At 53.2% G+C, this 23,924-nt stretch carries 19 protein-coding genes; 12 read left to right on the top strand and 7 right to left on the bottom strand.

Translation table 11 applies throughout. From position 1 onward, the window contains the following. Nucleotides 1–211 precede the first annotated feature (211 nt). From J2T14_RS01310 to J2T14_RS01300, 3 genes are read right to left on the bottom strand one after another with little or no spacing between them, the layout of a single operon-like run. Nucleotides 212–1,189: a sugar ABC transporter substrate-binding protein gene (locus J2T14_RS01310; RefSeq protein ID WP_307467036.1), complete on the bottom strand. Its 978-nt coding sequence runs from the start codon at nt 1,187–1,189 to the stop codon at nt 212–214. Next, nucleotides 1,176–2,822: a response regulator transcription factor gene (locus J2T14_RS01305; protein WP_307467035.1), complete on the bottom strand. Its 1,647-nt coding sequence runs from the start codon at nt 2,820–2,822 to the stop codon at nt 1,176–1,178. Before J2T14_RS01305 ends, J2T14_RS01310 begins: the two co-directional genes overlap by 14 nt. A gap of 7 nt (nt 2,823–2,829) precedes the next feature. After that, nucleotides 2,830–4,626, bottom strand: a complete 1,797-nt coding sequence (locus J2T14_RS01300; protein WP_307467032.1) for a cache domain-containing sensor histidine kinase — start codon at nt 4,624–4,626, stop codon at nt 2,830–2,832. A 281-nt stretch (nt 4,627–4,907) separates the two neighbouring features. Here J2T14_RS01300 and J2T14_RS01295 point away from each other — a divergent pair, with 281 nt between their 5' ends. The 11 genes from J2T14_RS01295 to gyrA all read left to right on the top strand — a co-directional run bounded on the left by J2T14_RS01295 (nt 4,908) and on the right by gyrA (nt 20,148). Then, a complete protein-coding gene (locus tag J2T14_RS01295; RefSeq protein ID WP_307201467.1) occupies nt 4,908–5,918 on the top strand; it encodes an ABC transporter substrate-binding protein in 1,011 nt (336 codons plus the stop codon). A 94-nt stretch (nt 5,919–6,012) separates the two neighbouring features. Continuing rightward, nucleotides 6,013–7,527: a sugar ABC transporter ATP-binding protein gene (locus tag J2T14_RS01290; protein WP_307467028.1), complete on the top strand. Its 1,515-nt coding sequence runs from the start codon at nt 6,013–6,015 to the stop codon at nt 7,525–7,527. Nucleotides 7,528–7,532: 5 nt separating this feature from the next. After that, entirely contained in the window at nt 7,533–8,561 is a 1,029-nt protein-coding gene (locus J2T14_RS01285) for an ABC transporter permease (protein ID WP_307201463.1), read from the top strand. After that, entirely contained in the window at nt 8,554–9,519 is a 966-nt protein-coding gene (gene yjfF / locus J2T14_RS01280; RefSeq protein ID WP_307201461.1) for a galactofuranose ABC transporter, permease protein YjfF, read from the top strand. Before J2T14_RS01285 ends, yjfF begins: the two co-directional genes overlap by 8 nt. Before the next feature lie 22 nt (nt 9,520–9,541). Continuing rightward, entirely contained in the window at nt 9,542–11,596 is a 2,055-nt protein-coding gene (locus J2T14_RS01275; protein WP_307467025.1) for a methyl-accepting chemotaxis protein, read from the top strand. Nucleotides 11,597–11,659: 63 nt separating this feature from the next. After that, nucleotides 11,660–12,712, top strand: a complete 1,053-nt coding sequence (locus J2T14_RS01270; RefSeq protein ID WP_307201458.1) for an ABC transporter substrate-binding protein — start codon at nt 11,660–11,662, stop codon at nt 12,710–12,712. Between the two features lie 152 nt (nt 12,713–12,864). Continuing rightward, entirely contained in the window at nt 12,865–13,695 is an 831-nt protein-coding gene (locus J2T14_RS01265; RefSeq protein ID WP_307467022.1) for a GDSL-type esterase/lipase family protein, read from the top strand. Between the two features lie 24 nt (nt 13,696–13,719). Continuing rightward, nucleotides 13,720–14,673, top strand: coding sequence for an ABC transporter ATP-binding protein (locus tag J2T14_RS01260; protein WP_307467019.1), 954 nt, complete (start codon nt 13,720–13,722; stop codon nt 14,671–14,673). Then, complete coding sequence (locus tag J2T14_RS01255) at nt 14,666–15,652, top strand: ABC transporter permease (protein WP_307201451.1); 987 nt, start codon at nt 14,666–14,668, stop codon at nt 15,650–15,652. The genes J2T14_RS01260 and J2T14_RS01255 overlap by 8 nt, the downstream gene beginning before the upstream one ends. Before the next feature lie 47 nt (nt 15,653–15,699). Continuing rightward, complete coding sequence (parE, locus tag J2T14_RS01250; RefSeq protein WP_307467013.1) at nt 15,700–17,670, top strand: DNA topoisomerase IV subunit B; 1,971 nt, start codon at nt 15,700–15,702, stop codon at nt 17,668–17,670. A 15-nt stretch (nt 17,671–17,685) separates the two neighbouring features. Further along, nucleotides 17,686–20,148 carry a DNA gyrase subunit A gene (gene gyrA / locus J2T14_RS01245; protein ID WP_307467010.1) on the top strand — a complete coding sequence of 821 codons (2,463 nt, stop codon included), beginning with the start codon at nt 17,686–17,688 and terminating at the stop codon, nt 20,146–20,148. On the opposite strand, the gene J2T14_RS01240 is transcribed toward gyrA, so the two are convergent. Next, entirely contained in the window at nt 20,129–20,296 is a 168-nt protein-coding gene (locus tag J2T14_RS01240; protein ID WP_307201446.1) for a hypothetical protein, read from the bottom strand. The two genes, gyrA and J2T14_RS01240, sit on opposite strands and share 20 nt — an antisense overlap. Before the next feature lie 237 nt (nt 20,297–20,533). Between J2T14_RS01240 and J2T14_RS01235 the strand changes: the two genes are divergently transcribed. Next, nucleotides 20,534–20,938: a MarR family winged helix-turn-helix transcriptional regulator gene (locus J2T14_RS01235; protein WP_307201444.1), complete on the top strand. Its 405-nt coding sequence runs from the start codon at nt 20,534–20,536 to the stop codon at nt 20,936–20,938. A gap of 64 nt (nt 20,939–21,002) precedes the next feature. Here J2T14_RS01235 and J2T14_RS01230 read toward each other — a convergent pair whose 3' ends face one another. The 3 genes from J2T14_RS01230 to J2T14_RS01220 are packed head-to-tail and all read right to left on the bottom strand — an operon-like array spanning nt 21,003 to nt 23,851. Then, nucleotides 21,003–22,253: a CapA family protein gene (locus tag J2T14_RS01230; RefSeq protein ID WP_307467007.1), complete on the bottom strand. Its 1,251-nt coding sequence runs from the start codon at nt 22,251–22,253 to the stop codon at nt 21,003–21,005. A gap of 6 nt (nt 22,254–22,259) precedes the next feature. Further along, on the bottom strand, nt 22,260–22,985 hold the full coding sequence (locus J2T14_RS01225; RefSeq protein WP_307467004.1) for an RluA family pseudouridine synthase: 726 nt from the start codon (nt 22,983–22,985) through the stop codon (nt 22,260–22,262). Next, the gene (locus J2T14_RS01220) at nt 22,985–23,851 is read right to left on the bottom strand and encodes a class I SAM-dependent methyltransferase (protein WP_307201439.1); all 867 of its coding nucleotides are present in this window, start codon (nt 23,849–23,851) and stop codon (nt 22,985–22,987) included. The genes J2T14_RS01225 and J2T14_RS01220 overlap by 1 nt, the downstream gene beginning before the upstream one ends. Between the last annotated feature and the right edge of the window lie 73 nt (nt 23,852–23,924).

The raw sequence follows: 23,924 nt of genomic DNA, 5'->3' as shown, positions 1-23,924 counted from the left end.
CTAGTCGGAGCAAAGTTAATGCAGATATCCATCATAGGCTCGAATGGACCAATGAACCGGCTAAATTTACTGCAGCAATCCAACATAGACTCGGCAAAAGTAACGAAAGCATGCCACGGTCACATACACGTGCGGCAGTTACTAAGGCTTACCGCAGCAACATAAACGCGCAGGAGTTACTGAGGCTTGCCGCAGTAACTCCGATATCGCCTTACTGGACAACATCCGCAATCGTCACTTCCGTCGTCCCCGTCTCGATCCTCTTCGGAATGTCCTGACCGGAAGCGGCATGCTCCAGCGTCTCGATAATTTTCGTCCCCCACATATGCTCGTTCTGCGACAGCGCTGCCGTCAATTGACCGTTGCGCAATGCTTCGGCAATCTCGGGCATCATGCCGAAAGTAAGCGCATAACGATTCAAGCCTTGCGCTTTCCATACGAGAACGGATGTTGACCCCGATATTACGTCAATGGCGACAAATCCGTCGAAGTGAGGATGGGCGTCGATCATCGCTTCAAGCTCGGTTAATGCGACCGTATCGCTGCCCTCGTTGTATTTGACCTCCAACACCTGTATCTCGGTCTGAGCTTCGATAAACGCGAGCATGCCGCTAAGCCTCTCTTGCGCATTCCTCATCTTCGCCATGCCGGTCTCGACGATAATCATGCCCCGGCCCTGCAACAGCTGATCCAGCATTCGGCCCATCCGCTCGCCAGCTTTGTAATTATCCGTACCGATGAAGGAGAGACGCTTGCTGGCAGGCGAGTCGGATTCGAACGTAATGACCGGTATGCCTGCCATGATGGCTTTGTCGATAACGGGGGCAAGCGCATCGGCGTCGATCGGATCGATCGCGATACCATCTACGCTCTGCTTAATCATCGTCTCCATCATTCGAATCTGCTGCTCCAGATTAGCCTCGTCAGGCGCCTTGACAATAAGTTTCGCATGGTAGTCTTCCGCGGTCTCCAAAGCGGCTTGCGTAACCGTCTCATAGTAAGGATGCGCCATGGGATAAATGATGCCGAATAAATGCGATGAAGCTCCTTCGGTTGCGGTCTGATTGGCTGCAATGGGCTCGCCGGGCTGCTCGATGTTCGCCGTACAGCCCGATGCGACAAGCAGCAGAGGAAGGAGCAAGCCCATGGATAGGATGCTGCCAAAGCGTGTGGAGCTAATGTTTGCCATTCTCATGCATTGCTCCTTGAGCTTGCAATACGCTGCCGTTTCCTAGAAGCTGCTGCTTGCGATATTGCGTCGTCGTTATGCCCGTAATCCGTTTGAACAAATTTGAGAAATAGTGGGCATCGTTATAGCCGACCCTATGGGCAATCTCGTAGGACTTCGAGCTCGTTGACAATAAGAGCTCTTTCGCTTTTCGAATACGCGTCTGCGTTAGAAACTCGATGAAGGTCTGGCCGCATTCCTGACTGAACACTTTGCTCAGATGACTGGGGCTTACCATGACATGATCCGCTACGTCCTGCAGCGTCAATTGATCGTTGCCATAGTTTTTGGCGATATAGCTCTTTGCCTGCTCCAGCATCTCCGTATATTTATCCGACGCATCGGACCGCCACTGCCAATATTGCGACAACAGCCATTGCAAATAGGCGCGGGCTTCATCAGCGCTTCTGACCTTGTTCATTTTCTGCTCGAACTGCTCCATCGTCTCGGCAGGGGAGGCGGATGCAAAATGCAGCCCGTGCGCCGTTTTCAACACCTCGATCGTATAATCGTTCAACAAATAATAACCGTAGAATGAGTCCCTCCAATCGACGCTTCGCAAGCTGTCGGCAAGCGAGGAGAGAAGTCCTGCCGATTCATGCTCAGCGCCCAGCTTCAGGAATTCAATGAATCGTTGCCGATCCGGCCATGCCGATTGGCCTTGGGCACTGCTGGCCGCTTGAAACAATGCCAAACGATTATGCTGCGATAACCTGCGCCAATGCTTGTCGTCCTCCGCGTCGAGATAGGAGGCATGCACGCCTTGCAACCGCTCTTGTATGCTTCCTGTTCCAAGCGCCAGCGTACAAGGAAACAGCTTCTCAAGCTGATTCTTCAGTCCCGCTTGCAAATAATGGAGCGCCCCTTCAAGCTGCGGTGCCGTTTGACCCTTCAGCAGCCAGACGGTTTCGGTATGGCTTCGTTTGTACGACAACGGCTCAATCGGCAGCCGTGACAGCTCGCTGGACAAGAATTGTTCCGCTTCTTGAAGTTGATCGGCGACTAACCGTGCACGGCCGTCATGGCAGCGGAAATCGGTTACGGCGACAACGTAATGCTTAGCATATAACGCAACGTTCAGAAGTGCTGCCGTATGCATGGCCTCTGCGGTTGCAATAAGCCCGCAGCATATGTCGTTCAGCAGCTTATGCTGGGTCTTGACCGCATAATCGCTCTGCAATTGCAGAAGCAATTGACGCTGCTCCCGCTCCAGCCGCTCCCTATCGATCACTTTGCTCGTCTCCTGCAGCAGCCTGATAATGTCCGCCGCGCTTACCGGCTTCAAGCAATATTCCATTGCTCCGACGCGAAGCGCCGCTCTTGCATATTCGAACTCATCATGTCCGCTTAATATAATGATCTTAATATCGGGCATTCGGGTACGTACGATTTCGCTTAGCTCGATGCCGTTCATGAAAGGCATCTTAATATCGGTAATGAGGATGTCGGGCTCAAGCTGCTCGATGAGCGGCAATGCCACCTCGCCGTCCGATGCGTCTCCGCAATAAATAAAGCCTTCCTTCTCCCAATTAATGCAATCGCGTATGCTTTCCCTAACGAGTATTTCGTCGTCGACGAGCATGATTTTTTTCATAACGGCGTCATCCCCGTTTCTTCGGTATTGAGATCGTTACTTTCGTTCCTTCCTTGTCTACGCTGTCTACGTGCACGGAGAAAGATTCACCGTAATAGAGCTTAATTCGCTGATGGACATTATGAAGTCCGAAGCCGCCGGATACCTGCGACCCGGTCTCTTCGGGCTGCCGCTGCAAGCTAAGCTGCTCTCTCAAGGCGGACAGCCGATCGGCGCTCATACCGATGCCGTTGTCCTCGACGGTGATATGCAAATATTCGTCTTCGGCAACCGAAACTTTGATCAAACCTTTGCCGCGCTTATTTTTGATCCCATGGTAGAGCGCGTTCTCGACGATGGGCTGCAGGGTCATTTTCAAAATCGAATAATCCATCAGTTTCTCGTCGACTTCAATCGTATAATCAAGAATGTCGCGATAACGCATTTGTTGAATGATCAAATAGCTGCGCACATGCTCGATTTCGTCGCGCAGCGAGATCCAGTCGCGTCCTTTGTTCAAGCTGATGCGAAAGAACCGCGACAATGCCTGTACGAGCTTTATGACCTGTACGTTCTTGCCGGCTTCGGCCATCCAGACGATGGAATCGAGCGTATTGTATAGAAAATGCGGATTAATCTGTGCTTGCAGAGCCCGCAGCTCGGCTTTGCGAATCTGCTTCTGCTCGCGAATGCTTTGATCAAGGAGCGTTTTGACCTTGCCGAGCATGATGTTGAAGCTCATGCCAAGATCGGCAATCTCGTCCCGTCCGCTCGGACTGACCTTTACTTCAAGATATCCCGATGCCGCTAGCCTCATCTTGTTTTTCAGTACCTGTACCGGCTTCGTCAGACGCGCCGTGATGAAGAAGTGAAGCGTGAAAGCGAAGACGATGCTCAGCAGAACGCTAACGATAATAAGCTTGCGGATCGCATTGGCTTCTTCCACGATTTCTTGGAGCGGGACGAGACCGACTATTTTCCAGCTGGTCTGCTCGGATGTGGTGAAGACGACAAACTTCGGTTTGCCGCTGTTCGAATCGACGAATTGATGGCTCTTCGTATTCAAATACGGCTGCAGATTGATCGTGCTTAGCGTGCTTTCCGCTTGATTGAGAGCCGAAGGCTTGAAGATCGGCGTGCCGGAAGAATCGACGACGTAGAAGAAGCCCGTCTTGCCGATGCGCACATCGTCGCAGAACTGCTCGACGACGGAATCGTTAATATCGATGACGATAAAACCGATCACTTCATGCGTAATTCTTTGTTTGACGGTAGCCATGATCGAAATGACATTCCGCTGCGGATATTGGAAGCCGTCAAGCCGGTCTAGCGGATCGGCATCGGTGGGCGGAATAATGAGGACCGCTTCCGAATTGTTGAATAAATGCTGCAAATGCGGATTGCGAAGCGGGTTGACGTTGATCTGGAACACGCCTTTGCGCTCGCTGATCCCTCTGCCATATAGATTGACCATCGTAATATTGAGTACGCTGTCATAATTGTTCGTTTCGCGATACAGCTCGAACGTCTTCAAGATGTCCTTCGCATCCTCGTACGTATCGCTTTGCGAGAACAGGTAGTGGAGCACTTGCGGATTTTTCTCAAGCTCCAGCAGCTTGCCCGTATCCTCGAACAAGACGTCGATGTCCCGGCCGAGCTGGTCCGCGACGAGCATCGTCGCCGCTTTGCTATGGCCGGACACGGCGGTGTAAGACTTTTGATAGGAGACAAGCCCGACAACGATAAGCGGTATGGATGTAAGGACTATGAACATAAGCAACAGCTTCGCCCAAAGGCTGGATGAGATCCATCGGATCAGCTTCATCGTATCTTAAAACCTTTCGTTTTGGCGTATGTGAAGGCGTTTACAAACGATGCTAACTATTACTATAGCAAATTGCCGCTTGCTCAGCTACGATTCGAACGGTCGAGACCAAAAATTCCACTTTTTGCACATAAAAACAAATGAAGCCTCGGAACAGCAAGAAAATTGCCAAATAAATCAAACCGAACACCCATGGAACTCCGTATCCCGCTTCTTTGAAAGCGTTTTATAATGACCTCACACCGCCAAAGACGGTGATTATAAAGGGAGGTTATACAGCTATGAAGAAGGCAGGCAAGCTTGGAGCGGCGATCGCTCTGACGGGACTGATGCTGTTCGCGGCAGCATGCGGCGGCGGCTCGAATGAAGGCACGAACAACAAAGGGGAGAACAAGCCGGCTTCCGGCACCGACAAAAAAGTGACGCTCGGATTCGCGCAAGTAGGCGCGGAGAGCGGTTGGCGCACGGCGAATACGGAATCGATTAAATCGTCGGCTGCGGAAGCGGGCTTCGACCTGAAGTTCTCCGACGCGCAGCAAAAGCAGGAAAATCAAATTAAAGCGATCCGTTCTTATATTCAGCAAAAGGTAGACGCCATCGCGTTCTCGCCGGTCGTCGAATCGGGCTGGGATACCGTCCTTAAAGAAGCGAAGGATGCAGGCATTCCGGTATTCCTGACTGACCGCGCCGTCGATTCGAAGGATACTTCGTTGTACGTAACGTTCATCGGGTCCGACTTCGTGGAAGAAGGACGCCGCGCGGGTCAATGGTTGTCCGACAAGTTCAAGGATGCCGACGGCGATGTGAATATCGTGGAACTGCAAGGCACGACAGGCTCGGCGCCCGCGATCGACCGCAAGGCTGGTTTCGAAGAAATCATTAAAGGCAACTCCAAATTGAAAGTGATCGCTTCGCAAACGGGCGACTTCACGCGCGCCAAAGGGAAAGAGGTTATGCAATCGTTCCTGAAAGCGCATAAAGACATCGACGTACTCTACGCGCACAATGACGACATGGCGCTCGGCGCGATTCAAGCAATCGAGGCGGCAGGTCTTAAACCGGGCGAGGACATCATTATCATCTCCGTTGACGGCGTAAAGGACGGCTTCATTGCGGCGAGCGAAGGCAAGATCAACTTTATCGTCGAATGCAATCCGCTGCTTGGACCGCAATTGATGCAAGCGGTTAACGACTTCCTGGCCGGCAAGGAAATCGACAAACGCATTGTCACGGAAGAAGGCGTATTCACCTCCGAGGAAGCGAAGGCTGCATTGCCCGACCGTAAATACTAACCGTTAATCGCTAAGGGATAGGGATAAGAGATAAGCCACTCTCATGCTGAACGGCGGCGGGTGGCTTTTTTCTTCATAGAAGGGAGAATCGTCGATGAAAAAGGAACAAGGGCCGATTCTAACCATGAGCGGCATACACAAACGGTTTCCAGGGGTTAAAGCGCTGACGGACGTAAGCTTTCGACTGTTCCCCGGCGAGGTGCACGCGTTGATGGGAGAGAACGGCGCGGGCAAGTCGACGCTAATAAAAGTTCTCACGGGCGTCTACGCCATCGATAGCGGTGAGATTGAACTTAGCGGCAAAACCGTTCATATCGGCAGTCCGCAAGAGGCTCAGCTTGCGGGTATTAGTACCGTCTATCAAGAAGTGAATTTATGTCCCAATTTGTCCGTGTCCGAAAATATATTCATCGGCAGGGAGCCGCGCCGTCTCGGCAAAATCAGGTGGAAGCAAATGCACGCCGAAGCCAAGAAGCTGCTCGAGGATCGATTGCAGCTTCATATCGACGTGACGAAGCCGCTTCACTCGTATTCGGTAGCCGTGCAACAGTTGATCGCCATTGCGCGCTCGCTTAATATTTCGGCGAAGGTACTTATCTTGGATGAGCCAACCTCGAGTCTGGACCGCAACGAAGTGAAGCAGCTGTTCCAGGTGATGAACAACTTGAAGGCGGAAGGGCTCGCCATTCTGTTCGTTACGCATTTCCTGGATCAAGTATACGAAATATCGGATCGCATTACGATCCTTCGCGGCGGCGAGTTCATCGGCGAATACGCCGCTTCCGAACTAAGCCGGATAGAACTTGTATCGAAGATGATCGGCAAGGCGTTCGTCGAATTGGATCAATTGCCGAAGGTTCGCGGTACAGCGAGCAAGGAGCTTTCCGACGTGACTGCAGAAGCGGTCCAGCTTGGCAGGAAGGGAGCTATCGAGCCTTTCGACTTGCGTATTCATAAGGGCGAGGTCGTCGGATTGGCCGGACTGCTCGGTTCAGGCCGAACGGAGCTTGCCAGATTGCTGTTCGGCGCGGACCGCTCCGATGAGGGCATATTGTCTGTGCACGGCGCGACGAAGGCGATCGGATCGCCAAGACAAGCGATCGATCATGGCATCGCCTTCTGCTCGGAGAATCGGAAGACGGAAGGCATTATCGAGGAACTGACCGTCAGAGAGAATATTGTATTGGCTCTGCAAGCGAGCCGCGGATGGTTTAAGACCATTAGCCGCAAGAAGCAGGATGAGATTGCGGACGAATATATAAAGGCGATCAATATTAACCCGCCCAATCCCGAGCATCTGGTCAAAAACCTAAGCGGCGGCAATCAGCAGAAGGTCATCTTGGCCAGATGGCTGCTTACTGAGCCGAAGCTGCTTATTCTTGACGAACCGACGAGAGGGATTGACGTTGGAGCGAAAGCCGAGATTCAAAAACTCGTGCTCTCTTTATCGGATAAAGGCATGTCGGTGCTGTTCATTTCCTCGGAGCTCGAGGAAGTATTGCGCGTCAGCGATAAAATCGCGGTGCTGCGCGATCGGAACGTAGTGAAAGTTATGACTGATGATGAACTTAGCCAGCAGCAAGTGATGCAGGCTATCGCGGGAGGTTAAAGAGAATGGTAAAGCATCACTTGTTTTGGCCGCTGACCGTGCTTGGCGCATTGCTGCTGTTTAATCTCGTTTATTCGCCCGCTTTCTTCCGTATCGAGCTGAGGAACGGGCAAATGTACGGCAGCCTGATCGATATATTGAATTTCGGAGCGCCGCTCATTCTGGTCGCCATCGGAATGACGCTTGTTATCGCAACGAAGGGCATCGATCTCTCGGTCGGCTCGGTCGTCGCGATATCGGGGGCGATCGCTTGCTTGCTCATCAGCAAGGGAGCGGATCAGAACGCGTTTGGTCTTGTAATGCTCGCGGTAGCGGTTGCGCTTGCGCTCTCGGTGGCGCTCGGCATATGGAACGGCTTGCTCGTCTCCGTGTTCGGCATACAACCCATCATCGCGACGCTTATTCTGATGGTTGCGGGACGAGGAGTTGCGCAGCTCATATCCGGTGGACAGATAATCACGGTGAACAGCGAAACGTACAATTATATTGGCGCCGGGGCGTTAGGCTCCTTGCCGTTCGCGATCTATGTCGTTCTTATCGTTCTGCTCGTTGCCTCGCTGCTTACTCGCCGTACGGCGCTGGGAATGTTCATCGAATCGGTCGGCGGCAACCCTACCGCCAGCCGTCTCGCGGGCATTCGCTCACGCGCGGTCATGTTCGCCGTATATATTTTCTGCGGCTTATGCGCTGGTGTTGCCGGGCTGCTCTTAAGCTCCAACGTATCAAGCGCGGATGGCAACAATGCGGGTTTATGGTATGAGCTTGACGCCATTCTTGCCGTTGTCATCGGCGGCACCTCGCTGAACGGCGGCCGCTTCTACCTTATGGGCACGGTCATCGGCGCTTTAATTATTCAGACGCTCACGACAACGATCTATATCATCGGCGTTCGTCCCGAGATTACGTTGGTAGTGAAAGCGTTCGTCGTGCTTATCGTCTGTCTCGTCCAATCGGAAGCTTTCCGCAAAACGCTCGTTCAGCGGTTCAAGATGCGCAAGTATCCGCTGGAGCAGGAGGTGAAGCGCCATGCTTAAGAAGCAATATTTGCCGATCGTCATTACGGTTTGCTTGCTTGGGCTAATGTTCGCGGCGGGTTCGTTCCGCTATACGGGCTTTTTCTCCTTGCAGGTATTGTTTAATCTGCTCATCGATAACGCGTTCCTCGTGGTCGCGGCCGTAGGAATGACCTTCGTCATCGTATCCGGAGGCATCGACTTGTCCGTCGGCTCCATGATCGCATTAACGACGATGATCTCGGCCACGCTCGTTCAGCAGCAAGGATGGCCGCCGGCGGTCGTTATCCCTCTTGTGCTCCTGATCGGCAGCTTGTTCGGAAGCGCGATGGGCGCCATTATCCATTATTTCAAAATCCAGCCGTTCATCGCCACGCTTGCAGGCATGTTCCTCGCACGCGGACTTTGTTATGTCATTAGCATCAATACGATTACGATCGACAACAGCTTCTATACGAGCGTCGCGCAGACAAAAATAATGCTGCCTGGGGGCCACTTCATCTCGATTAGCGTCATCATTGCTTTGCTCGTCGTTATCGGCGCCATTTATTTAGCCCATTATACGAGATTCGGGCGCAATACGTACGCGATAGGCGGCAGCGAGCAATCGGCTTTGCTTATGGGTCTTCCCGTGGCACGTACCAAAATCCTCGTTTATACGTTCAGCGGTTTTTGCTCCGCGCTCGCAGGCGTCGTATTCACGTTTTATATGCTGTCAGGATACGGCTTGCATGCGGTCGGTCTGGAGCTCGATGCGATCGCGGCAGTCGTCATCGGCGGTACGCTGCTTACGGGCGGCTTCGGATACGTCCTCGGCACATTCTTCGGCGTCATGATTCAAGGCGTTATTCAAACGATCATCAGCTTTGAAGGCACGTTAAGCTCGTGGTGGACGAAGATTGTTATCGGGCTGCTGCTGTTCTTGTTCATCGTGTTCCAACGGCTGCTTAGCGCCAGACGCTCTGTTCATAAAATTTAAGCTTAAGAAGGGGCGAAAGCGGATGGCTCGAACCAACGACCACTGGTTTCAAATGATGCTCCGAACGCGTGGCAGATCGCTCGGAAGCAAGCTTTTTTTGCTGATTTTCGGTTTATCGTTCACGTTGGTTGCAGCCGTTGGCTGGTTTTCCTTCTCGGCAGCGAAAGCTGCGATCGTAGATCAGATGCGCGAAAGCTCCGAACAGTCCATGACGTTAGCGGGAGAGAAGCTCGATATGCAGCTGCGCTATTATGCGGAACTGTCGAACCAGCTTATTCATAACAGCAGCTTCGCCGAGCATCTGATGCAGCTTTCCAATACAAGCTTAACTGCGGAGGAGCGCAATCGGCGGAACGGAGAGCTTCAGCAATGGCTCGATCAGCTGGCCCTCTCCGATTCCCGGATTAGGGACATATCGTTGTTCGCGCTGGAAGACAAACTTGCTCCGATCAGCACGCAGCGGGAAAACGTTTCGATTGAAGCGTCGCAACTGCAGCTTATCGGATTGTCCGAGGGAAAAGACGTATGGCTGCCCGTTCGCGACAAGGGTTACTTAGGCACGTCTCCGAAACCTCTGTTTGCATACAGCAAGCTGCTGGGTAAACGAAACGTAGGATCGAGAGATTTCGCGCTTCTCATTCAGATCGATGCGAAAGTGCTAGACGAATTAATCGGCTCCGTGAAGCTTAGCGAATCTGCTTCTACCCTGATCGTGAACGAAACGGGAATGGCGATCGCAGGCGCATCGGACGATCTAGCCCGTGCAGCAGCAGGTTTCGCGAAGGGGGAGGAACTCTCGTCGGGCTCGCATTTGTTCGACGATTCAAACGGCGCAGGCCAGATGGCAGCATTCCGTCATTCGGAAGCGAGCGATTGGACGCTGCTCGGCATCGCGCCGCTCGGGGAGTTAACGTCTGCTGTGAACAACATTCGCCTAATGACGTATATCGCCATTGCGGCGAGCATGATCGTCACTTTGCTTATCGGGCTATGGCTTGCAAGATACATTGGCGCCCCGCTCGCCAAGATGCAAGCAATCATGAAGCAAGCGGCAAACGGCAAGTTGACCGGACGGCTTTCTCTGAGAGGTCAAGACGAGATCAGTCAAGCCGGTTTTGCTTATAATCAAATGATGACGCAATTCAGCTGCTTGATCGAGGAGGCAAGGCAGACGGCAAGGCAAGTCCTTCAATCAAGCAGCGAGCTATCCGAAGTGCTGCGGCAGACAGCCGCTTCATCGGAAGAAATCAACGATGCGAGCGGCAATATCGCTCATGGCGCAGCCAATCTGGCTGTAGAGGCTGAACGCGGGGGCGGCGTTGTGCTTCAGATGGGAGCGCTGCTTGAGAGTTTGCTGCGCTTGCAAGCAGGAACGGCCGATACGGCCCATAAAGCGAAGTTATCCAGCGAGGAAGGAAGCGAGGCTTTAAGCGCTCTGCTTAAACAGACGACGGATACGGAGATGCATCTGCTTCATGTAACGAATCGGATCGACAGCTTGGACGCGAGCGCCGGCTCTATCCAGCAATTGCTCAAGCTCATGACGGATATGGCAAAGCAGACCCGAATATTATCGCTGAACGCCGGTATCGAGGCGGCCCGGTCTGGAGACGCGGGTCGCGGATTCAAAGCGATTGCCGAACAAATCAGGAGGTTGGCCGAGCATTCGGATGCTTCGATCGAGCAGGTGAAGCAGAAGATGGATTTGATCCAATCGGATGTTGCAACTTCGGTGAGCGCTATGCAAGCCGCTTCGCCGCATTTTAAGCAAACGATTGAAGGCGTTCATGCAGCGGCTCGTCTATTCGGCGAGCTCCGCGGACAGATGGAGCTGTTGTACGCAAGCACGACCGAAATGAGCGGCTCGCTGCAGAGCATAGGGGACACGCAGCAAACGGTACAAAATGCGATGACGAGCGTAATGGCCGTATCGCAGCAGTCCGCAGCCGCCTCCGGGCAGGTCGCGTCTTTATGCGCTTCGCAACGTATTGCCGGAGAGCAGCTTGTGGCTTTATCCGGTTCCCTTCGGAAGATTTCATCGGAGCTCGAAGAGCAAATGACAACGTTTGAAGTCTAATGTACAATAAAGGTGAAATTAGTCAGCATTTGGAACATAAGTTGCGGAAGCGGGGCGACATGGTTGAAGCGTCAGCTACGGTGGTTCATATTCGGTCTTGCAATCGTTATCCTATTTATGGCTTCAGGTTGTCTGGGGGGAGATAACGCCCCATACGAAGATCAGTCTTCAGAGGCCGATTTGCAGACAGCGCTGCATACGCTAGCCCCGTCCAGCGAGGCTTATCCGCCTGCCCGCCCGCTCGTGCTAGGCTTCTCGCAGCTTGGCTCGGAGAGCGATTGGAGAGAGGCGAACACGACATCGATCAAAGAAGCGGCGGAGGAAGCGGGCATCGAGCTGCTGTTCGAGAATGCCGAGCAGTCGCAGGAGAAACAGTTCGAGGCCATCCGCTCGTTCATTGATAAGCGCGTAGACGTCATTGCCATTGCGCCTGTCGTTCATTCCGGCTGGGACGAAATATTGACGGAAGCGAAGCAGGCGGGCATTCCGGTCATCATAACCGATCGCTCCATCGATATTAGCGACCCGTCGCTCTATGTTACGCATATAGGGGCGGATCTGTACGAGGAAGGCGTGAAAGCCGGCAAATATTTGCTTGATAAGATGCGCGACCAGGAAGCGCCGATCGGCATCGTCGAGCTTCGCGGAACGGAAGGCTCATCGCCGTCGATTCAGCGCGGCAAAGGGTTTCAGGATACGATTAAAGGATATGACGAATACAGGATGCTGGACAGCGAGACGGCCGACTTCACGATGGAGAAGGGCAAGCAGGTCATGAAAACCTTTTTGCGGAAGCATGGCAGCGAAATTCGGGTGCTGTTCGCGCATAATGACGACATGGCGCTAGGGGCTATAGAAGCAATCGAGGAATACGGGCTTCGTCCAGGGAAGGACATCGTCATCATATCGGTAGACGGGACCCGCAAGGCTTTCGAGAAGCTGGTCTTGGGCAAGATTAACTGCGTCGTCGAATGCAATCCGCTGCTCGGCCCGAACATTATGCAGGCGGTTCAGGAACTGGCCGCCGGCAGAACGCTGCCGAAGCGGATCGTATCGTCCGAGAGCGTATTTACGGAGCAGATGGCGGAGAAGGAAGTCGGCAATCGCAAATATTAAGGGTTACTATGGGTTCAAACGAGTCTGGAAAACACGGAGAGCACGGTACGAGTGCTCTTCTTTTTTGCGTGCGTTCACATAATTCCGGCTTTTTTGTAAAACATGGTAATAGCGGAAGGAGCACGCGAGAGCATGAAGAGAAGGCGAGGTGCATGGTTGCGATGAGCCGTTCACGATTGTTATGGCCGTTACTTGCGGGATTGACTGCAGCTTCAACCGTCTGTCTGCTGCTCGGTTTCGGCTGGGCGGTCAAAGACATGCTCTATCCGGCTATGGCGGAGGTCGGACCGGAACTTGCAACTAAACCGGAAACCGATGAGGCACTGCCTCTGGAAGAAGCAACGGAAATCAGAATCGTCGCATTCGGCGATTCGTTAACGAAGGGGACGGGCGATACGACGGGCGAAGGTTATGTGAAGCTGGCTGCGGCGGGGCTGCGCGATAAGCTCGGCAAGCCGGTTCGCATTATAAATAACTTGGCGATCAATGGGATGCTGACTCGCGAACTTAGCGAGAAGCTTGAGCTGGGCAGCGGGTACCGGCAAGCGATAAAGGGAGCGAACCTGATTCTGTTCACGATCGGCGGCAACGATCTGTTTCAATCCGCTAGAGCAGCGAATCAAGGTCGTCCGTTGTCTGCGCTGCAGATAGCCGGAATGGCGTCCGCGTTAACGGAGACGATGGACGGCTTCGGGAAGGTGGTGCAAACAATCGGCTCAATAAATCCGGATGCAACGATCTTATATATCGGCCTCTATAACCCGTTCTACGATGTGGAACAGCTTAGAAGCGGCAGCCTGGAGGTGCAGCAATGGAATACGAACGCTTACGCCATCCTACATAAGTACCCGAAAATGATGATGGTTCCTACCTTCGACTTGTTCGAATGGCAGATCGGGAAACGGCTGTCGGAGGATCATTTTCATCCGAATCATGAAGGGTATAAACGGATAGCGGAGCGTATCGTGAGCGCATTGGAATAAGAAGCGAAGGAGGCGGGGGTAGCAATGATGGAAGCTGTACTGACGGTTCATCGCCTGCACAAGAAGATCAAGGGGAGAACGATTATCGAGGAGGTCAGCTTCGATGTCAGGGAAGGCGAAATATTCGGATTTCTAGGACCTAACGGATCCGGCAAGACAACGACGATACGGATGCTGGTTGGTCTCGTTAAGCCGACATCGGGAGAGGTGCGCATCAGCGGCCACGATGTAGCCAAGCACCCGGAACAAGCGCTTAGGCACGTTGGATGTATTGTAGAAAATCCGGAGGTCTATACTTATTTAACAGGCTGGGACAATCTGGCGTTCTCCGCGCGCATGCTGGATGACGTTGCGGAAGAGCGGATAAGGGAGGTAGCCCGCATCGTTCAGCTTGACGATCGCATCCAACATAAAGTGAAAACGTATTCGCTGGGCATGCGCCAGAGGTTAGGCATCGCTCAAGCGCTTCTGGGCCGGCCGAAGCTGCTCATACTCGATGAGCCGACGAACGGCCTCGATCCGAAGGGAATCAAGGAGCTTCGCGAATTTGTGAGGCGGCTTGCCGCGGGAGGGCTCAGCGTATTGATTTCTAGCCATCTGCTAAGCGAAATTCAACTGCTCTGCGACCGGGTTGCTATTATTAGCGAAGGGCGCGTGATAGCCGAAGGCTCGGTTGAGGAGCTGGTGGAGAAGGCGGGAAGCTACGTGCTCTGGCAGCTGGATCGGCCGGATGTAGGGCGCGAACTGCTGGAAGCGTCGGGTCAGGTTAAATTCGTCACGGAAGTCGAGCATCGTCTGGATGAGGCCGTCCTGGCTTCATTGCCTGGCGCTATCGTAACGTCGATGCCTAAGGAGCTTGTGGCGCCGATGATCGATTTACTCGTACAGCAAAATGTTGGCGTCCGTGCAGCGCTTCCGATCGCGCCGACGCTTGAGGAGCTGTTCCTGGGCATGACGGAGGGCGAACGACATGCATAAGCTGCTGCCGCTTATACAGAACGAGACATTGAAAATTTGGAAGAAAAGAAGGTTTTACGTCATCATCGCCATTTTGTTAGCGCTAATTCCTATTTTTACTTATGCGGAGCTTAAGGTTGCGCAGAATAATGCCGATAAATTTACGGATTGGCGAAGTCAGGTGCTGCAGCGGATGACCGATATCGAGAACACGCTGTCGAGCGACCGCATTCCAGAGGAGTGGAAGCGCAGCAGACGGGTGCTGCTCGGACAGCTTCAATATTATTTGGACCATGACGTCGATCCGAGCGCTCCCAATGCGGTTACGTTCACGAGGGGGTTCTTGAGCAATTCGGTAACGTTGTTTATTCCGCTGCTTATACTTGCGCTCGGATCGGATCTGATATCGGGCGAGCGTACGAGCGGAACGATCAAGCTGCTGCTTACGAGGCCGGTTCGGCGATGGAAGGTGCTGCTAAGCAAGCTATGCGCGCTTGTGTTGTATGTATCGTTGACAGTTGTCGTAACGGCATTGTTGTGCTATGGTATTTCAGGCTTGGTGTTTGGTTATGAGGGCTGGGGATTGCCGATCTTTACCGGGTTCCGAATGACCCGCGATACGATAGACAGCAGCCAGGCGCATGCCGTTCCGCAGTGGCAGTATATGCTGATGATGGCAGGGCTCGTCTGGTATTCGGCCCTTGTCGTAGCGGTTCTAGCACTCATGGTATCGGTACTTATCCGCAGTACGGCGGCGAGTATGCTGACGATGATGGCAACGGTCATCGCAGGAACGATTTTATCCAATATGTCTTCTTCATGGACGAGCGCAAAATATTTATTCGCCGTCAATCTGAATCTAACGGGTTACTTGGACGGTTCGCCGCCGCCGATCGATGGGATGTCGCTTTCATTTTCACTCGTCGTGCTTGCGATCTGGGGGATTGTCGGGTTGATCGTTGCCTTTGGTGTCTTTACGAAACAGGACATCTTGAATTAAAATAGCTTGAAGATACGCGAAACGTGATTATGGATTGGGGGACGCTCATGTCAGAGCAAATAGATCTCTTCGCAAATACGACGGCCCATGACCGTAATTATGAGGCCGATGATATACAAGTCCTGGAGGGCTTGACGGCAGTCCGCAAGCGTCCGGGCATGTACATAGGCAGTACGAGCAGCTCGGGCCTTCACCATCTCGTCTGGGAAATCGTCGACAACGCGGTGGACGAGCATCTCGCCAAGTTCTGTACGGCGATCGACGTGACGCTGCATAAGAACGGTTCGATTACCGTACATGACAACGGGCGCGGCATTCCGACCGGCATGCATAAGACCGGCGTGCCGACGCCGCAGGTTGTCTTCACGATCCTGCATGCGGGAGGCAAGTTCGGCGGCGGGGGATACAAGAAATCGGGCGGCTTGCACGGCGTAGGCGCTTCGGTTACAAATGCGTTGTCCGAATGGCTTGAGGTGGAAATATTCCGCGATGGCAAAATACATAAAATGCGCTTCGAATATTGGGTGGACGAGAGCGGCAAGGAGCATGTCGGCGAGCCGGTAACCGGACTTGAGGTGATCGGATCGACGAACCGTACGGGGACGAAGGTGACGTTCAAACCGGACGGCCGCGTCTTCCAGAACGGAACGTCCGTCAGCTACGACACGTTGTCCGAGCGTCTGCAGGAAATCGCTTTTCTGAATTCAGGGCTGAAAGTGTCCATTAAGGACGATCGAAGCGGCAAGCAGGACGTCTTCCACTATGAGGGAGGAGCGCGCCAATTCGTGCAATTCCTGAACGATGACAAGACGGTGCTTCATGACGTCATTCATTTCGCAGGCGAACGCGACGAGATCGAAGTCGAAGTCGCCCTGCAATACAACGACGGTTATACCGAAACGATCGCTTCCTTCGTCAACTCGATTCCGACGCGCGGCGGCGGTACGCATGAGACGGGCTTCAAAACGGCTTATACCCGCGTCATGAACGATTATGCGCGCAAGGCGGCGCTCTTGAAAGAGAAGGATAAGAACCTCGAGGGCAATGACCTGCGCGAAGGCATGATGGCGGTCATCAATATTAAGATGTCCGAAGTGGAATTCGTCGGCCAGACGAAGGATCAGCTCGGCAGCGCATCGGCCCGCAGCGCGGTAGACGCGGTCGTGTCGGACAAGATGCAGGTGTTTCTGGAGGAAAATCCACAGGTAGCCCAGCTGCTTCTGAAGAAGGCGGTGCAAGCGTCCAAAGCCCGCGAAGCGGCGCGCAAGGCGCGCGAAGAAATTCGCAGCGGCAAGAAGAAGAGCGAGAGCTCCAATCTGGGCGGCAAGCTGACGCCCGCGCAGTCGAAGGACTTCACGCGCAACGAGCTGTTCATCGTCGAAGGAGACTCCGCCGGCGGATCGGCCAAGCAAGGCCGAGACTCGAAGCATCAGGCGATTCTTCCGCTGAAGGGAAAACCGATGAATCCGGAGAAGGCAAAGCTCGTCGACATCTTGAAAAACGACGAATACAAAGCCATTATCGCGGCGATCGGCGCAGGCGTCGGGCCGGAATTCGAGGCCGAGGAAAGCAATTACAACAAAATCATCATCATGACCGATGCCGATACGGACGGCGCGCACATTCAGGTATTGCTGCTTACGTTCTTCTATCGTTATATGAAGCCGCTTATCGATACGGGACGCATCTATATCGCCCAGCCTCCGCTCTATAAGATAACCCGCAAATCGGGCAAGCTGGAGACGATCAGATACGCATGGACGGACGAGCAGCTTCAGAACTACTTGAAAGAATACGGCAAGAACTATGACCTTCAGCGTTATAAAGGACTCGGCGAGATGAACCCCGATCAGCTATGGGAAACGACGATGGATCCCGAATCCCGGACGCTGCTTCAAGTGCAGATCGAGGACGCCGCGAAGGCGGAGCGCCGCGTATCGACGTTAATGGGAGACAAGGTCGATCCGCGCAAGCGCTGGATTATCGAAAATGTCGACTTTACGGAATACGAAGAGTAAGGGGGGAATTGACGTATGAGCATGCTGGAACAGTTTCTGCCAGCCTTTCTGGAAGAAATCGTAGGCGACCGATTCGGTCGCTATTCGAAATATATTATTCAAGATCGGGCAATTCCCGACGTTCGTGACGGCCTGAAGCCGGTACAACGCCGCATACTGTATGCGATGTACGACTCCGGCAACACGCCGGACAAGCAATATCGCAAGTCGGCCAAGACGGTCGGCGACGTCATGGGCAACTACCACCCTCATGGCGACTCCTCTATCTATGAGGGCATGGTGCGGATGGCGCAGCCTTGGAAGATGGCGCATACGCTCGTCGATGGCCATGGCAACTGGGGTTCGCAGGACGACGATCCGCCGGCGGCAATGCGTTATACGGAAGCGAGGCTGTCGCCTATCGCGATGGAATTGCTTCGCGATATCGACAAGCGGACCGTAATGTTCAAAGATAACTTCGACAATACGACGAAGGAACCGGTCGTTCTGCCTTCGAGGTACCCCAATTTGCTCGTTAACGGGGTCAGCGGCATCTCCTCCGGCTTCGCGACGGAAATCCCGCCTCATAACCTGCGGGAAATTATCGACGCCTGTATCGCCGTCATGGCTCGTCCAGACATTACGCTCGAAGAGCTGAATACGATCGTCAAGGGACCGGACTTCCCGACCGGCGGCGTCATCATGGGCGAGGAAGGCATACGCGAGGCGTATGCGACGGGCAAGGGCCGTATCTATCTTCGTTCGAAAACAACGATCGAGGATATGAGAGGCGGCAAGCAGCAACTTGTTATTACGGAAATTCCGTATCAGGTCGTGAAGTCGCGTCTCGTAACGGCAATGGAGAACATCCGTCTTGAGAAGAAGGTGGAGGGCATTGCCGAGGTTCGCGACGAGAGCGGCCGGAACGGCCTCCGAATCGTTGTCGAATTCAAGAAGGATGCCGACGCGCAAGGCATCCTTGCGTATTTGCTGAAGAAGACCGATCTGCAGGTCGCTTACAGCTTCAATATGGTCGCGATTGTCAACAAGACGCCCATGCAGCTTGGCATTAAGCAAATGCTGGACGCATATATCGCCCATCAGAAGGAAGTTGTCACATATAGAACGCAATACGAGCTTGAGAAGGCTGAGGACCGTGCGCATGTCGTCGAGGGACTCGTCAAAGCGCTTAATATACTCGACGAAGTCATCGCGGCAATCAAGGCATCGAAGAATCGCGCCAACGCGCAGGAGAATCTCGTTGCCAAGTTCGGTTTCACCGAGCGACAAGCGGACGCGATATTGACGTTGCAGCTCTACAGGCTGACCAATTTGGAGATAACGTCGCTGGAGAAGGAGCTTAAGGAAGCGCAGAAGCGTATCGCTTATTTGCGCTCCATCCTTGACAGCGAGAAGAAGCTGATCGGCGTCATTAAGGATGAATTGACGGAAATTCGCGAGAAATACGGCATTGACCGTCGCTCGGACATTCGCGGCGAAATCGAGGAGCTTAAAGTAAACCTTGAAGTGCTCGTAACGCCGGAGGATGTGCTCGTGACGCTGAGCCAGCATGGCTATATGAAGCGGACAAGCATGCTTTCGTTTACGAGATCGGGCGGGGAGATCGACAATGCCGGCGTGAAGGAAGGCGACGTTGTTCGCGAGCTTCTGCCGGTCAATACGATCGATAACCTGCTGCTGTTCACGCGCAAGGGACAATATTATTTGCTGCCTGTCCATCATATTCCCGAGTTCAAGTGGAAGGATGCGGGCACGGCCATCGTCAATATCGTACCGATTCCAAAGGACGATTCGATCATAAGCGTCATTCCGGTGAAGGACTTGCAAGCGGCTCATGCGTCGCTCGTCTTCGTCACGAAGCGGGGACAAGTGAAGCGAACCGAGCTGAAGGAATACGCGACGACGAGATCGACAGCGGTAGCAGCCTGCAAAGTAGCCGACGGTGACGAGCTTATCAAGGTCGCGCTAAGCGATGGAGAGAAGCAATTGTTGCTCGTAACGAAAAACGGCATGAGTATCCGGTTCGTCGAAGCGGAAGTGAACCCGATGGGCAGGGTCGCATCCGGCGTCAGAGGCATTCAGCTTAAGGACGACGATGAAGTCGTTGCGGCCGATTGGGTCGCCGACGATGAAGGGGAAGTACTCGTTATTTCCGATATTGGCTACGCGAAACGTTCGCTGCTGCTCGACTATCCGATTCAAGGACGAGGCGGCAAAGGCGTTCAGACGTTCGAGTTCAAGGAAGGCAAGCGCGTACGGCCGAACGGGGCCGTGCTCTCAGCTGCATACTACTGCCGCAATCCGCTAGATATTGTAGCGATTTCGACGTCGGGAGCGAAGCTGCAAGCCAATTCCGAGCTTGCGCCAATCGAGGACCGCAAGTCGATCGGGAAGCTCATGTTCCCGGTAGACAAAAACGATGTTATCGTTTCCACTTTCGTTCGGACGGCGATAGAAATCAATCAAAAGGCCGATTAGGCGGATCGAGCTTCTCGATCAATTCCAATAAGGCTTCCAGCACGACCCACAATGGCACCGGTTCATCCGGTTTATCCAGCCATTGCGGGTCTTTTATTATGCCTTGAGCTTTTGCTTTTCGGATAATATCCGCAATTTTCTGGTCCACGTTGGATCACGCTCCTTATAATAATCAATCGATTTCGGTTGCCACCGACTTAGGAACCAGAGGCTCTCGCGCAGTACTGGGCCTCCGTCACATTGTATGTCTAATGCTGTCAAAACGTTCAAAAATATATCGATTAATCGCACAAATTATTAATTGGATTAATCTTTAATTCGACATGGAAGACTGCTATAATAAAAGGAGAATAGGTGAAAATTGGCAGGAGGCGGGTGTGAGAAAATGGTATCCGATGAATTTACCAAGTTGTGGACGAAGTTGTCGCGCGAGTGGAAAAACAGTTTGGAAGAATCGCTTGCTCCATTAACGGAAGGCCAGTTGAATGTGCTTGAGCTGCTCATGCAGCATCAACCGATGAAACCTTCTGACCTGCTTCAATATTTGGCGACGACCCCGGCTGCGATTACGACGCTGCTGGACCGCATGGAGCGAAATGAATTGATTGTACGTACGAGAGACGACAATGACCGAAGAATCGTCTGGGTGAACGTATCGGAAAAAGGACGAGCCGAAGCCGAGAGAGGATCCGCTATTCGCGGCGAAATGATCGGGCAATCGCTGGACCGCATATCGGCGCATAATCAACAACTGCTTGTCTATTTGCTGGGCAAAGTAGCTAACGCATAGATGATCTAGGGAACAACGAAAAAAGCTGCCCCAATGGGGCAGCTTTTTTCGTTGTTCTTAATGCCTATTTCATGGAGTCAAGCCGTTTGCGAAGCATTTCATAGTCTTTCCGCAGCGTTGCGAATTCCGTTTTCGTCAGCAACGGATCGGCTGCGGCGGCAAGCGTCTGCTCAAGCGGCAATACCCGGTATCGGAACGCCTTGTCGGGCTTATAGCGGTGAACCCAGGTAGGGATGGATTCGACTTCGGTCAGTTCCACCGTTCCTTCGTTCATGTTTTTGCGAAATTGCACTTTGAATATAACGCCATAGTCTTTGGAATCGCCGCGCTGATTCGAAATAAAGTTGCCCATGGAATAAATGATGAGTGCTTTTCTAATACGTCCGTTCTCATCGGACGTTTCTACGACTTCGTAAGGCTGGACCACATGCGGGTGAGAGCCTGCAATAATATCCGCTCCGGCTGCGACAAGCGATCTGGCAAGCTGCTTCTGCTCTTCGCTAGGTTGCGTCTGATATTCGTTGCCGAAGTGGAGCGATACGGTAACGAGATCTGCACCGGCTTCGCGAAGCCGTTTCATATCGGCGATAATCTTCTGCTCATCTATCAAATTAACCAAATAATCTTTTCCGGTCGGAATCGGTATGCCGTTCGTACCGTACGTATAAGCAATCAGCCCCATCTTGATTCCGTTTCTCTCCGCGATAAGCAATTGATCCGCTTCCTGCTGAGAGGAAGCCGTTCCCGTATGCTCCATGCCGTAGCCCTTCAGCGTCTCCAGCGTGCCCAGCACGCCTCCTTCGCCTTTATCGAGGGAATGGTTGTTGGCTGTCGTCAGCAGGTTGAATCCGGCTCCTTGCAGCGCCTCTACGAGCTCGGAAGGCGCATTGAAGTTTGGATAGCCGGAATAGCCATATTTTGCGCCCGCAACCGGCGTCTCCAGATTGGCAATCACCCAGTCGCCTTCTGCGAGAATCGGCTTTACTTCCGTGAAGAAAGGATTGAAGTTATACTTCTTCGTCGCTTGGTCGTAAGAACCGGGCAGTTGCGGCGAGTGCATCATAATATCGCCTACCGCCATCCATACGGCTTCCGAAAATACAGGCTGCGGGGGCTCTGTCGGTGCGGGGGTAGGCTGCTCGGCAGGTTCAGGCGTCCGATCATGAATAACGGCGGGCGACTGACCAGGCTGCTCGGTTACGTCCGAACCACCGCTCGTAAAACTCCAATAGATGAAGAAAATTCCCGCTGCCGCCAATAAAAGCAATATCGATTGAAAAATCCATAACCGTTGTCTTGATCGCTTACGTCGCATAGCAGGCTAGTCCTTCCTATCAGGCGTAATAAGAAGACTGGAGGCGCGCGCCAACTGATCGTTCGACCACCAGTCCCAACAAGCCGAACCGCTAGGGGAGGAGGTGAACAATAAATCTTCTTTCGTAACCGGGTGCTCCACCGAGATGGAAGTTGACCATAAAGCGATGTCGCTAATGCCTGCCGTCTTGGCCGCACCATATTTCAAATCGCCAACGAGCGGATAGCCGATATGAGACAATTGTGCTCTTATTTGATGTGGCCTCCCCGTGTGCAGACGGATAGCGACAAGCGCGTGCTTGCCGGATGCAGCGGCTACCTCAAAGGAGAGGATGGCTTCCTTGGCGTCCTCGGCAGGTTGGTTATAGACCGTTACTTGATTACGCTTGTTATCTTTACGAATGTAATGCTTAAGCGTCGCGTTTTGCACGGCGGGAATGCCTTGTACGATACATACGTACGTTTTACCGAAGCTGCGGCTTCGGATGCTCTCCGACAGCCTCGAAGCAGCTTTCGACGTCTTGGCGAACAGCATAGCGCCGCCCACGGGGCGGTCCAGCCGGTGGACGAGGCCGAGAAATACGTTGCCGGGCTTATTGTAACGCTCCTTCAAGTCCTGCTTCAGAAGCGTGAGCATATCCGCATCGCCCGTCTCGTCCTCCTGCGAGGGAATGCCGGGAGGCTTCTCGACGACGAGCAAATGATTGTCTTCGAATAAGATGGGGATAGACATTAGTTGGACTCCCAGCGTCCCAAGATGCCGCAGGGCAAGTTCAGGCCGGACTTGGTAATCGGCAGTCCAATCTCGCCGCAGTTGATTTCACCGCCGAACTTGGACTTCATCGTAATATGAAGCAAATTGTGCAGGACGGAAGGGGACAATCCCGTCGTGTAGGAGTTAATGAGCAAGAACAGCGGCTTATCAGACAGTATCGTCATGCAGGACTGAAGGAACGGGAATAGATTCTCCTCCAGCTTCCACGTCTCGCCGTTCGGTCCGCGGCCATAGGATGGCGGGTCCATAATGATGGCATCGTACTGGCGGCCTCGGCGCTGTTCGCGCTGTACGAACTTGAACACATCATCCGTAATGTAGCGAATGGGAGCGGAGTCCAACCCCGATAGCTGCGCGTTTTCCTTCGCCCATTGCACCATGCCTTTTGCTGCGTCTACATGGCATACGTCCGCGCCTGCGGCTGCAGCCGCTACTGTTGCTCCGCCGGAATAGGCGAACAGGTTAAGCACGCGTATAGGGCGTCCGGCCGAACGGATCTTGTCCATCATCCAGCTCCAGTTAACCGCTTGCTCCGGGAACAGGCCGGTATGCTTGAAATTGGTCGGCTTAATATGGAACGACAGCTCGCCGTAAGAGATTGTCCAACGTTCGGGAAGCCCTGGGCTCATCACCCATTGTCCGCCGCCGGAGTTGCTGCGATGGTAGTGCCCGTCAGGCTTCTTCCATAGTCCGCTTTCATCGGCGATCGGCCATATGATTTGCGGATCGGGCCGGCGCAAAATATGGCTGCCCCAGCGTTCGAGCTTCTCGCCGCCGCCCGTATCTATAACTTCATAGTCTCTCCATTGATCTGCTACATACATGTTAGTTCGTAACCCTTCCCTGACTTCAAATTTGTATTATAATCATGTCATCGATTATTATATCGAAGCAACC

Origin of the sequence: Paenibacillus harenae (assembly GCF_030812415.1) — a bacterium.
In the GTDB taxonomy this organism is placed as follows: Bacteria; Bacillota; Bacilli; order Paenibacillales; family Paenibacillaceae; genus Pristimantibacillus; species Pristimantibacillus harenae_A.
The sequence above is the reverse complement of the archived record's forward strand: the minus strand, read 5'-3'. Positions and strand labels throughout refer to the sequence as shown.